Source organism: Anaerofustis stercorihominis, assembly GCF_024623185.1.
Lineage (GTDB): Bacteria > Bacillota > Clostridia > Eubacteriales > Anaerofustaceae > Anaerofustis.
Genome location: NZ_JANJZK010000023.1, coordinates 1 through 12337 on the forward strand (window position 1 = coordinate 1; position 12337 = coordinate 12337).

General features: G+C 33.8%; 9 protein-coding genes and 2 tRNA genes. 8 read left to right on the forward strand and 3 right to left on the reverse strand.

Annotated features, from left to right (window positions below; genetic code table 11):
- Positions 1 to 106 precede the first annotated feature (106 nt).
- Complete coding sequence (locus NSA01_RS09250) at positions 107 to 640, reverse strand: cysteine hydrolase family protein (RefSeq protein ID WP_257481182.1); 534 nt, start codon at positions 638 to 640, stop codon at positions 107 to 109.
- 132 nt (positions 641 to 772) lie between these two features.
- On the opposite strand from NSA01_RS09250, the gene NSA01_RS09255 reads away from it, so the two are divergent.
- The 5 genes from NSA01_RS09255 (at position 773) to NSA01_RS09275 (ending at position 8609) form a co-directional block, all read left to right on the forward strand.
- A complete protein-coding gene (locus tag NSA01_RS09255; protein ID WP_257481183.1) occupies positions 773 to 976 on the forward strand; it encodes a hypothetical protein in 204 nt (67 codons plus the stop codon).
- A gap of 25 nt (positions 977 to 1001) precedes the next feature.
- Complete coding sequence (locus NSA01_RS09260) at positions 1002 to 1205, forward strand: hypothetical protein (RefSeq protein ID WP_257481184.1); 204 nt, start codon at positions 1002 to 1004, stop codon at positions 1203 to 1205.
- A 219-nt stretch (positions 1206 to 1424) separates the two neighbouring features.
- A complete protein-coding gene (locus NSA01_RS09265) occupies positions 1425 to 2747 on the forward strand; it encodes a replication-associated recombination protein A (protein ID WP_257481185.1) in 1323 nt (440 codons plus the stop codon).
- A 673-nt stretch (positions 2748 to 3420) separates the two neighbouring features.
- Positions 3421 to 6933, forward strand: a complete 3513-nt coding sequence (gene nifJ / locus NSA01_RS09270) for a pyruvate:ferredoxin (flavodoxin) oxidoreductase (protein WP_257481186.1) — start codon at positions 3421 to 3423, stop codon at positions 6931 to 6933.
- Positions 6934 to 7271: 338 nt separating this feature from the next.
- Positions 7272 to 8609 carry an MATE family efflux transporter gene (locus NSA01_RS09275; RefSeq protein WP_257481187.1) on the forward strand — a complete coding sequence of 446 codons (1338 nt, stop codon included), beginning with the start codon at positions 7272 to 7274 and terminating at the stop codon, positions 8607 to 8609.
- A gap of 36 nt (positions 8610 to 8645) precedes the next feature.
- On the opposite strand, the gene NSA01_RS09280 is transcribed toward NSA01_RS09275, so the two are convergent.
- The gene (locus NSA01_RS09280) at positions 8646 to 9557 is read right to left on the reverse strand and encodes a Ppx/GppA phosphatase family protein (protein WP_257481188.1); all 912 of its coding nucleotides are present in this window, start codon (positions 9555 to 9557) and stop codon (positions 8646 to 8648) included.
- A gap of 123 nt (positions 9558 to 9680) precedes the next feature.
- The gene (locus tag NSA01_RS09285) at positions 9681 to 10214 is read right to left on the reverse strand and encodes an inorganic diphosphatase (RefSeq protein ID WP_257481189.1); all 534 of its coding nucleotides are present in this window, start codon (positions 10212 to 10214) and stop codon (positions 9681 to 9683) included.
- Between the two features lie 521 nt (positions 10215 to 10735).
- Here NSA01_RS09285 and NSA01_RS09290 point away from each other — a divergent pair.
- The 3 genes from NSA01_RS09290 to NSA01_RS09300 all read left to right on the forward strand — a co-directional run bounded on the left by NSA01_RS09290 (position 10736) and on the right by NSA01_RS09300 (position 11927).
- Positions 10736 to 11506, forward strand: a complete 771-nt coding sequence (locus tag NSA01_RS09290) for a YwaF family protein (protein ID WP_257481190.1) — start codon at positions 10736 to 10738, stop codon at positions 11504 to 11506.
- 243 nt (positions 11507 to 11749) lie between these two features.
- Positions 11750 to 11825, forward strand: a tRNA-Pro gene (locus tag NSA01_RS09295).
- A 25-nt stretch (positions 11826 to 11850) separates the two neighbouring features.
- Positions 11851 to 11927, forward strand: a tRNA-Ile gene (locus tag NSA01_RS09300).
- Positions 11928 to 12337: the final 410 nt, after the last annotated feature.

The following is a 12337-nucleotide window of genomic DNA, read 5'->3' on the forward strand; positions in this document are numbered from 1 at the left end:
GAATTTTTACCCCTTTTTTGTTTCTTCGGACAAAAAAGGGCGGATTGTAAGGCGGAGCCTTGCAGTACTGCGGGGTGTAAGGGGCAGAGCCCCTTATAGGAAGAACTTATATTATAGTGGTTTTATAAATAGCATTCATTTGATTTAAGAATATTTCGCCATTATCAGTAAAGGTAGCGCATAGTTTTTTATCTACCTTAGTCTTGAAGCCTTCCTTATATGCTCCGTAAACCGTATTGAATACACATATATCCGTGCATACTCCGCCGATAAGGACTTCGTCAACTTCATTTTTCTTTAGAATATCTGCTAAGTCTGTTTTATAAAAAGCGTCGTATTCGCTTTTATCAAGCCAAATTACATTTTCCTTATCCTTATTTTCTTCGTACCATTCGCCTAATTTTCCGTAAAGCTTCTGTCCCCAAGTTCCCTTGACATTGTGTTTAGCCCAAAGCTCAAAGTGTTTATCGTTTTCTTCGTGGGCGTCCATGGCGAATACTATGATTTTGTTTTCTTTATCATATCTTTTTATTGTTTGTAACATATCATCTACTATATCCTGTGCGGGTTTTCCCGCGGTAAGCCCGCCTTTGTCGTCTACAAAATCGTTGCTCATATCTACTATTATCAAAGCGTCCATATTTAACTCCTTTTGTTTTTTTATATTATAACATAGTTTTTTATTTGTGTTCGATAGTTATTAATTAGCTTTTATGATAAAATTAATAAATATAACAATTTTTTTATAAATCAATTAAGCCGAGGTCGATATATGGATTATAAGTTTACTGCTTTAAAAGATTTGGATTTAATGATAGGGACTTCCAATTTAATGAATATTGAACATGATGAAAAAGATTTTAATTGTTTGGTCATGGGCAAATTAAAAACGCTTTTCGGGAGTCCTTTATCTGTGAGTGAGGATATGGAAAACGGTTATGATTATATCATAGAAACTTTTAAATTGAAAAAATGATCAAAAATATATATTGACCGTATACATGGGACCGAGCGGACATGCCATAGGCGGCAGACCCGATCAAAAAGGTATAAAAGAAGCAGCCGAGAGTTTAAAGGATCATATCATAAATGTAAAAGTTTCAGATTACGAGTATGAGGGTATATATTATGATTTTGATATAAAGATTAAAATGGGTGTCAAAAACGGCATTCCATATTATTTTGAAGAAAATAATCAGTATTAGATTACCTTTTATATTTATATAAATAAATATTGAGTTTTTCACAGCTTTATATTTAGATTGTTAAAAAAATATTTTATATATAATTTGCTGATTGGATAGTATATCAAAATATATAAAACTTCTTTTTAGTTTTGGTGGTTTTAAAATTAGCGGAGTGCGGGGCGAAACCCGTCAGATATTTGGTACATAAAAAGAAATATATAAATAGTGGAGAAAACAATGCAGGGAAATTTATTTGATGATGTAAGAGAAGAACAACTAAAGACAAAGGCTCCTTTGGCGGTAAGGATGAGACCTGAAAATCTGGACGAGTTCTTTGGTCAGGAACATATAGTGGGAGAGGGGAAACTTCTAAACAGGATGATAGAAGCGGACAGGATAAGTTCCATAATCCTTTTCGGTCCGGCAGGCTGCGGAAAGACCACTTTAGCAAGGATAATCGCCAATAAGACAAGCTCTTATTTTTATAGCTTGAATGCTGTCACCTGCGGGGTTAAGGACGTTAGGGAGATAATCGAAAAGGCTAAGGCTAATCTCGGGTTGGAGAAAAAGAAAAGCATACTGTTCATAGATGAGATCCATAGGTTCAATAAATCACAGCAGGACGCACTCCTTCCAAGCGTTGAAGACGGAACTATCATATTGATAGGTGCGACTACGGAAAATCCTTTCTTTGAAATAAATTCTCCTCTCATTTCCCGCTCTACTTTGTTTAAGCTTAAAAAGATAGAGAAAGAAGATGTCAGGAAGATAATCGAAAATACACTCAAAAACAAAGAAAGAGGTCTTGGGAATTACGATATACAAATTGATGAAGAAGCCATGGACTACCTCTCTTTGATGTCAAGCGGAGATGCAAGAGTATCTTTGAATGCACTTGAGCTTGCTTATCTTACCACACCTAAAGATGAAAACGGAGTAATAAAGCTCAATAAGGATATAATAGCGGAATGCATGCAGAAGAAAAAGGTCACCTACGACAAAGGGAATAATGAGCACTATGATACGATAAGTGCATTCATAAAAAGTATGAGAGGATCGGACCCCGACGCCGCCGTATACTATCTTGCGAAGATGTTATATGCAGGAGAAGACCCAAAATTCATCGCGAGAAGGATGATAATATTTGCTTCGGAAGATATAGGTAATGCTAATATAAAGGCTCTTGATTTAGCCGTGAGTACTTTTAAGGCTGTGGAAGTCATAGGTATGCCGGAAGTGAGGATAAACCTTGCGCACTGCGTTACTTACCTTGCATCGTCGCCTAAGAGCAACGCTTCTTATATGGCGATAAATAAGGCTATGCACGACATAGAAAACGAGCCTAATTACGAAGTCCCTCTTCATATAAGAAATGCAAATTATAAAGGAGAGAAAGACTTTGGTATAGGGGTGGGATATAAATATCCCCATGACTTTGAAAACGACTATGTAAAGCAGGACTATCTGCCCGATGAAATAAAAGGAAGAGTTTACTACGAACCTAAGGAAAACGGGGCAGAGGGGAATTTGAAGAGGTACTTGGAAAATTTGAGAAAGTAGCAATATTATTTTATAATTATTAAATTTAATAATTATAGCAAAGGAAATTATGTTTATAGATATATGATGATAAAACTTTTAAAATATAAATAAATAATAAATTTATAAAAAAAGATTTTAAGATTTGGTTTTATTTAAATATATAGCCTTAAAGATAAATTTTTTAAATGGTGAATTTTGAAATAATTATATTTTAATTAAAAAATTTTATTCGATTTTAAGAGCAAATATTGTAATTAAGTAAATTTATCTTTTATTAAAAATCTAACTGTAGAATTTTCAATAAAGCATAAAATAAAACATATATAATATATAAATATTATTAAATATCTCAAAACATAAAATTAATGATTTACAATATTTTCCTATGTATCAAAGAATATTTCATTTCATTTTGATTTATAATTTAAAATAAAAAAAACGATAAAACAGCTCACTATAATGTTACATATGTAATGTAATATATAATAAAAAGTGAGCTTTTTCTTATACTGAAAACGCTGTCAAATCCTCTTGTTTAAAGGTTTTGTTTTAAATTGGCATAAATCCTCTTTTTTTGAAATTTTTTTAAGTTTATCCTTTATTTTTTAAGTATTTTTTATTATAATGGGAAAGATGTAAATATATAATAATATAATTTAAGATAAATATTTTTAGGAGGATATATTATATTATGGCTAAAAAAATGAAAACTATGGATGGGAATACGGCTGCTGCTTATTGCTCTTACGCCTTTACTGAAGTTGCCGGAATTTACCCAATCACACCGTCTTCTCCAATGGCTGAATGCATTGACGAATGGTCTGCTTCAGGCAAGAAGAATATATTCGGTGAAACTGTAGATGTTATTGAACTTCAATCTGAAGCAGGTGCTGCCGGTGCGGTACACGGTTCATTATCATCAGGTGCTTTAACAAGTACATATACAGCATCACAAGGTCTGCTTCTTATGATACCTAATATGTACAAAATCGCAGGGGAATTACTTCCCGGAGTATTCCACGTATCTGCAAGATGTTTGGCATCACACGCTTTAAATATTTTCGGTGACCATACTGACGTTATGGCTGCAAGACAAACAGGTTTTGCTATGCTTGCTTCTAACTCTGTTCAGGAAGTTATGGACCTTGCAAGTGTTGCTCACTTAAGTGCTATCAAAGGAAGAATTCCTTTCATTCACTTCTTTGACGGTTTCAGAACAAGTCATGAAATCCAAAAAATCGAAGAAATGCCTTATGAAAAATTAGCTGAAATGGTTGATTATGATGCAGTTCAGGAATTTAAAAATAACGCATTAAACCCTGAACATCCTACAACCAAAGGTACTTGTCAGGGACCTGAAATCTTCTTCCAGGCAAGAGAAGCTTCTAACAAATTCTACGAAGCTATCCCTGCTATCGTAGCTGATTACATGAAAGAAGTATCAAAGATCACAGGAAGAGATTACAAACCTTTCAACTACTATGGTGCACAAGATGCAGAAGATATCATCGTAGCAATGGGTTCTGTGTGTGATACTATCGAAGAAACTATAGATTATTTAAATAAAAACGGAGAAAAAGTAGGTTTACTTAAAGTTCATCTTTACAGACCATGGGCTCCTGAATACATGTTTGAAGTTCTTCCAAAGACTGTTAAGAGAGTAGCTGTTCTTGACAGAACAAAAGAACCCGGTGCACCTGGACAGCCTTTATACTTAGACATCAAAGATTCTTTCTACGGAAAAGAAAATGCTCCTTTGATCGTTGGCGGTATCTACGGTCTTGGTAGTAAAGATACTACACCTTCTCATATCAAAGCTGTTTATGATAATTTAAAACAAGCAAATCCTAAAAATGATTTCACAATCGGTATCGTTGATGACGTTACAAATAAATCACTTGAAGTAAAAGAAGATATCGTTACAGCTCCCGAAGGAACTATTTCTTGTAAATTCTGGGGTCTTGGTTCAGACGGTACTGTAGGTGCTAACAAATCTGCAATCAAAATCATCGGTGATAACACCGATATGTATGCTCAAGGTTACTTTGCATATGACTCTAAGAAATCAGGCGGTGTTACCGTTTCTCACTTAAGATTCGGTGAAGAACCAATCAAATCAACTTACCTAATCGCTGATGCTGACTTCGTATCTTGTTCAACACAAGCTTACGCTGAAAGCTATGACATGGTAAGTGATGTTAAACCGGGCGGTATATTCCTTCTTAACACAGTTTGGAATATGGATCAGCTTGAAAGACATCTTCCAAAAGAAGCTAAACAATATATTGCTAACAACAATATCAGATTCTATACAATAAATGCTACGAAAGTAGCTGAAGAAATCGGTCTTGGCAGAAGAACAAACATGATCATGCAGGCTGCATTCTTCAAACTTTCAGAAGTTATCCCTTACGACGAAGCTGAAAAACTTCTTAAAGACTCTGTAAGAAAAACTTACGGTAAAAAAGGTGATAAGATCGTTAACATGAACATCGCTGCTATCGAAAACGGCGTTAGCGAACTTGTTAAGATCGAAGTACCTGAAAGCTGGAAAACAGCTGATAACGAACCAAAAGCAAAAGCTGAAAGAACTGATTTCGTAGAAAACGTATGTGATATCATGAACGCTCAAAAAGGTGATACACTTCCTGTATCAGCATTTGACGGTTATGAAGACGGTACTTTCCCTAACGGAACAGCTAAATACGAAAAGAGAGGAGCTGCGGTTAACGTACCTGTATGGGACGCAAACAAATGTATCCAATGTAACCAATGTTCATACGTTTGTCCTCACGCAACTATCAGACCTTTCTTATTAGACGAAGAAGAAAAGAATAATGCTCCTGAAGGTTTTGAAACATTAGAAGCGAAAGGACCGGGAGTTGAAGGATATAACTTCAGAATCCAAGTTTCTTCTTATGACTGTTTAGGATGCGGACAATGTGTTGAAATTTGTCCTACAAACGCAATCAGTATGACACCTATAGATGATGTTCTTGAAGAAGAAGGCGCACATTGGGATTATGCAATGAGCCTTTCTAAGAAAGACGTTAATGTAAACAAATTTACAGTAAAAGGAAGTCAGTTCCAAACACCGTTACTTGAATTCTCGGGTGCATGTGCGGGCTGTGTTGAAACTCCTGTTGCTAAGCTTGTTACACAATTATACGGAGACAGAATGTATATCGCAAATGCTACAGGTTGTTCTTCAATCTGGGGTGCATCTGCTCCTACAACACCTTATACTGTTAACGAAAAAGGACAAGGTCCTGCATGGGCTAACTCATTATTCGAAGATAATGCTGAATTCGGTTACGGTATGTACCTAGGCGTTAAGAAAATGAGAGATACTATTGCTCATAAACTTGAAAACTTAGTAGCTGATGACAGTGTAAAAGCTGATGTTAAAGATGCTGCAAAAGCTTGGTTGGACGTTAAAGACAAAGGCGAAGAAAGTAAAGAAGCAAGTGCTAAATTAGTTGAAGCTCTTGAAGCATGCGGATGTGATAATGCTGACGCTAAATACGTATTAGCTAACAAAGACCAACTAGTTAAGAAATCATTCTGGATGTTCGGTGGTGACGGCTGGTCATACGATATCGGTTACGGCGGACTTGACCATGTACTGGCTTCTAACGAAGACGTTAACGTTCTTGTATTCGATACAGAAGTTTACTCTAATACAGGCGGTCAATCTTCAAAAGCTACTCCTGCAGCTGCAATCGCTGAATTCGCTGCTTCAGGTAAGAAGACTAAGAAGAAAGACTTAGGTATGATGGCTAAGACTTACGGTTATGTATACGTAGCACAAGTTGCTATCGGAGCTGACAGAAACCAATTAATCAAAGCTATCAAAGAAGCCGAAGCTTACAACGGACCATCACTAATCATCGCTTACTCTCCATGTATCAACCATGGTATAAACATGACTAAAGCAGGTGAAGAAGCTAAAAAAGCTGTTGAAGTAGGTTACTGGCACTTATACAGATATAATCCTGAACTATTGGCAGAAGGTAAAAATCCATTCATCTTAGACAGCAAAGAACCTAAATTTGACGGTTTCCTTGATTTTATCAAAGGTGAAAGAAGATACGCTTCTCTTGCTAAAGCTTTCCCTGATAAAGCAGATGCTTTATTCGAAAAGAACAAAGAAGACGCTATGGAAAGATATGCGGGATACAAAAAATTAGCTGAACAAGAATAATATATTCTCTAAATAAAAAGACACCTTTAGGGGTGTCTTTTTATATGAGTTTTAAAACATGCTTATAGATATTTTACTTATTTAATTTTTTTATTTATAAAAGAGTTTGAATTATATGTTATAAATATAATTTTATAGGGTTGTTTTAATCTAACAAAGTAGATCCTCTTTAAAATCCTTTTTGTATTTAAAACTTGATTTCAAAAATACCATTAAAATTAAGTCAAAATAATTATATTCTGTTTTCATTTATATTGTAGTTTTTAACCTATCGTGGTACTATATTTATATTGTAATAAAGGCTTTTAAGAGTCTTTTTGTTTTTGTAGGAGTTTTTTATGAAAGATATGACAAAAGGTAATATATTTAAAATCCTTATAATGTTCTCTCTTCCTCTTATACTAAGCGGTATTCTTCAGCAGCTTTATACCATAGTGGATTCCGTAATCGTAGGAAATGTGGTAGGGGAAGATTCTCTTGCGGCAATAGGGGCGACCAACGGTATCACATTCCTTATACCAAATCTTTTGATGGGATTTACTACCGGGGTCTCTATTTTGGTATCCAATTATTACGGAGGAGATAAAAAAGAATTTATACCTAAGATAACCGCTTCCTTTGTGATAACTCTTACCCTTATATTTACCATTGTAAGCGGAGTTTGCGGGGTGTTTACCGAGAAGATAGCATATCTTTTGAATACACCTTCCAATATCATGGCTCTTACGGTTTCTTATCTAAGGATATTATTTTTAGGTGTACCGTTTCTTACCGTTTACAATATATACTCCGCACTTTTCAGAGGGATAGGAGACAGCAGAAATCCGTTTATCGCCATAGTCATTGCGGCAATCACGAATGTAGTCCTTGACCTTATATTCGTGATAAACTTTCATATGGGAGTATCGGGGGCAGCAATAGCTACCATAACGGCACAGTGCTTCTCCGCAGTTTATCTTGTGATTGTGGCGATAATAAAATATAAACTCCTTCATTTTAAACTCAGTTTTAAATCTGTTAATTCAAATATGTTAAAAGCAGGATTTTCTCTCGGACTTCCCGTAGCGCTTCAATCCAGTATAGTTTCATTCGGCTCACTGCTTCTTCAAAATATAATGAACGGTTTCGGTTCCAATGTAGTGGCGGGTATCACTACTGCGTACAAAGTAGACAGCTTATCTCTGCTTCCGGTGATAAATGTGTCAAGCGCACTTTCCACATTTACCGCTCAAAATGTGGGAGCTAAGAACAGAGAAAGGGTAGAAATGGGATTTAAGGCGGGAGCCATGATAATTCTCCCTGTATCTATACTTACCGCACTTATAGTCGTTCTTGGAGGGAGCAGTTTTCTTTATATGTTCGGTGTTTCCGATGAAGTGTGCTATATAGGTAAGACTTTTCTTTACACTTGCAGTATATTCTATATCGTCTTTGCCCTTCATAATCTATTTGTCGGATTTTTGCAGGGCACGGGGAGCGTCGTTATCACTGCGGCGAGTAATGTTATTAGCCTCTTTGTAAGACTAACACTTTCCTATATGTTTGCGTCTGTGTTTGGTTTTAGGATAATAGCTTACAGTGAAATCATTTCATGGATAGTCGGGGCTATTATCGTATTTATATACTATAAGAAAAAGACATGGCTGAAAAGATTAGAGGTAAATGAATTAAAATAAAATGACACTTATATCCTAAGTGTCATTTTTTACTATCTAATTTTCTTCTTTTATCTTTCTTATCAAATAACCTTCGCTTAGTCCGTAGTCACTGACAATCATATTTTCTATATGTGTTTTATCTATGATGCAGTCAAGTATCAATATCCCCGGGATTATCGTATGCACTCTGTCGGGGCATGATTTGATTATAAGCTCCTTTGCTTTACTGTAATCATTAAGTAATAATTCTTTCAATTTCTTGAATATACTAAGCTGTATTACTTTATTATCTTTATTTAAGTCGAAATGATTATTTATAAGCTTTAATAGGGAATAAGCAGTCCCGCCGATCATATATATGCTTTTGATATTTTTATACTTATCAAAGGAAAATGAGTCAGTGTCATTTATTTCTTTAGATATATTTTTAGTGATGATTTCTATTTCTTCTTTAGCGGGAAGAAAATCATGTACGAATTTTTTATATAGATTTAGGGAGCCTATAGGAAAGCTTATATCTTCTTTCTTTTCACCGTTCATGAAAGAAACTGCTTCACTGCTCCCGCCTCCGATATCTATCATAAGACCGTCTCTTATATTAATATCTTCCATTATTCCATTAAATCCAAGGGAAGCTTCGTCTTCTGAGCTTAAAACATCTATCCTGCATTCAGTCAGCTTGAATATTTCATCGGTGACTTCTGTTGTATTTTCGATATTCCTTATTGAAGCTGTTGCATAGATATAATACTTATCTACCGAGAAGTTTTTTATCAGAGATATGTATTCATTGAGTACCTCCACGGCTTTTATGATACCTTCATATGTCATTATATTGTATTCGATATAATATGCCAGTCCCGCAGTTATCCTGTTTGAAAAAAGTATATTTATTTTATCATTTTTTATCTTATATACTCTGAGCTTTATTGAGTTTGAACCTATGTCTATTACTGCATATTTCATTTAATTATCCTTTCTTTTAAGTATTATAAGTTTTAATATGTCATTCTATTTAATATTATGTAATATTATACTAAATTAACATAAAAAAGAAAACCCGAAAGGGTTCTCTTTGGTACATATTTACTATTTATTGAAATGTTTATCGTAATGAACGATCGCTCTTTCTATTACTTCTTTTGCGTCATCTACTCCAAGCACCTTTTCGACTGTGGTTTCCTTATGTTCCAAAGTCTTATATACACTGAAGAAATGCTGGATTTCTTCAAATATATGGTAAGGTAAATCATTTATGGTTTCGCAGTTATTATATGTCGGATCGTTGAAAGGAATAGCTATTATCTTTTCGTCGTTTTCTCCGTCATCTATCATATTAAGTACTCCGATAGGGTAACATCTTATAAGGCTCGTAGGCTGTATCTTTTCACTGCAAAGAACTATTACATCGAGGGGGTCTCCGTCTTCTCCGTATGTTCTCGGTATAAATCCGTAGTTGCCCGGATAGTGAGTAGAAGTATATAGTATCCTGTCTACGATTATATATCCTGTTTCTTTGTCAAGTTCGTATTTTACATTGCTTCCTTTCGGAATTTCTATAAAAGCTATAAAATCATCAGCTTTAATTCTAGACTTATCTATATTATGCCAAATGGTGTTCATATAAGTCCTCCTTTATTAATGAATATCTTTATTTAAGTTTACACTAATATATGGAAAATGCAATATAAAAATTTATTATTTTGTATCATAAATATGGTCTGAAATCATCAAAACTTCCTTTCCAAATAAAAAAGGATTCTTACATTTAGAAAAGAGCATTTTAAATCCGCTTCTGTAAAATAAGAGGTCATCGGCTTATAAATGCGGTTCAGGTAAACCTTGGGAGAATTTCATTCCCGTCTTTTCATATATTATTGTAAAATAAATATACTATATAATATTTTTGCCGTGAAGATGATTTTATCACATATCCTTATAATAAGTGCAGTTGTTATTATATATAGATATATCTTATTAGTGATATAGTATCATAAAATAACAAATTTCAGCAAATATCATATATATTATTATTTATATCTACATAATATATAAAAAAGAGAATTTAAAAAATTATTATTTAATGGTATAATATATAATATGACATATAAATTATAGATTTTTTATCATCATAGGAGGAACATATGGACTTTTTAAGTATTCAAAATACATCTTCGGCTTTTTCAAGATTCAGCCTTTATCATTTGATACCTTTAGGGATCTGTATATTAATGTGCGGGATACTATATTTACGAAGAAGACAGATAAGAAGAAACGGAAGGGGGAGATGGTATTTCCTGTTTCTGGGCTTCTTAGCTTTTCTTTTTGAAGTTATATATATAGTATGGAATTATGCGATCGTCGGAGATGATAATATAATATACGCCGTTCCTTTTGATTTTACCTTTGCGGCAATGATACTTTCGGTACTTCTGTACGCAACGAGAAAACAAATATTCTTTGATTTACTTTACTTTATTTCTTTCTTTTCTGTAATTAATTTGATATTTGCGGACTTTGGAGGTTATGGTATAAATCATTTTAGATATTATCAATTTTTTATCTGCAATATATTTGTTGTATTCTCTGCTATGTATTTTACTTTTATAGAGTATAAAAATATAAAGAACATTAAATCATTATTTAATTATGGTGTATTTATAGTGTTATTGATTGCTTTTAACGCGCTTATAAGCTTTATAAGCGGGTTTGATTATATAGACACAATGTTTTCTTATATACCGTCTCTGATTACGTCAGCGGCGGGAGGAGTCCTTGGGATCGTTATACTTATAGCCGTCAGTATAATCCTCGCACTTGTAACATACCTTCCTTGGATGATTTACAATAAAACAACAGAGGAAAAATACTCGCTTCATAAAGATGAAAAAATAGAAAAGAAAGCAGAAATTTGATTTTTATGTCATTTATATCAAAATGCTTTCTTATTAAATGTGTGTAACTTTTCTGTTCATACTAAATAAAATTTAGGATTTAATAGGTCAGACAAAGTATATTAAATTTTGGAATTTCAAATTTTATTTAAGTAAATTTCGTCATTTTACAAAGTAAAAATTTTATAAAAAATACATGAAAAAAATTACATTATTCTCTTGACAATTTTTCATTTTTACTGTATTATATAACCTGTGTCAAGTCGAGGTGTAGCGCAGTTGGTAGCGTACGTGGTTTGGGACCATGGGGCCGGGGGTTCGAGTCCCTTCACCTCGACCATTATTTTTTATAAGACACATTTTTGGGGCCTTTAGCTCAGTTGGTTAGAGCATCCGGCTCATAACCGGACGGTCCGGGGTTCGAGTCCCTGAAGGCCCACCATTATATGAATTTAAACATCTTTCTAAAAGAAAGATGTTTTTTTGTTTTTATTTATAAAAACAAAATCAAGCAAAGCTTGAAAATTCATATGAGTGGAAAATAACAAAGTTATTTTTGCGAATAGTCGGTAATTACAGAGAAAATACTGATATGACACGTATGAATAAAACATAAAAAATTAGCGTAGCGAATGATTTCATAAGAGTAAAAAATCCGAAGGATTGTTTTACGAATAGTTAGTAATTACAGAAAAAAACTATCATGACGAGTACAAGCTTAATAATGCTTGTTATATAAATATTACATCTAAAACAAAATCAAGCGAAGCTTGAGAATTCATATGAGCGAAAAATAACGAAGTTATTTTTGCGAATGGTCGGTAGCTATATAAAAAATACTGACTTTACGAG

Coding starts and splice junctions, on each gene's coding strand:
- NSA01_RS09280 (WP_257481188.1), bottom strand. CDS start 9,557: ATGAAATATGCAGTAATAGACATAGGTTCAAACTCAATAAAGCTCAGA.
- NSA01_RS09285 (WP_257481189.1), bottom strand. CDS start 10,214: ATGAACACCATTTGGCATAATATAGATAAGTCTAGAATTAAAGCTGAT.
- NSA01_RS09290 (WP_257481190.1), top strand. CDS start 10,736: ATGGACTTTTTAAGTATTCAAAATACATCTTCGGCTTTTTCAAGATTC.
- NSA01_RS09265 (WP_257481185.1), top strand. CDS start 1,425: ATGCAGGGAAATTTATTTGATGATGTAAGAGAAGAACAACTAAAGACA.
- NSA01_RS09255 (WP_257481183.1), top strand. CDS start 773: ATGGATTATAAGTTTACTGCTTTAAAAGATTTGGATTTAATGATAGGG.
- NSA01_RS09250 (WP_257481182.1), bottom strand. CDS start 640: ATGGACGCTTTGATAATAGTAGATATGAGCAACGATTTTGTAGACGAC.
- NSA01_RS09275 (WP_257481187.1), top strand. CDS start 7,272: ATGAAAGATATGACAAAAGGTAATATATTTAAAATCCTTATAATGTTC.
- nifJ (WP_257481186.1), top strand. CDS start 3,421: ATGGCTAAAAAAATGAAAACTATGGATGGGAATACGGCTGCTGCTTAT.
- NSA01_RS09260 (WP_257481184.1), top strand. CDS start 1,002: ATGGGACCGAGCGGACATGCCATAGGCGGCAGACCCGATCAAAAAGGT.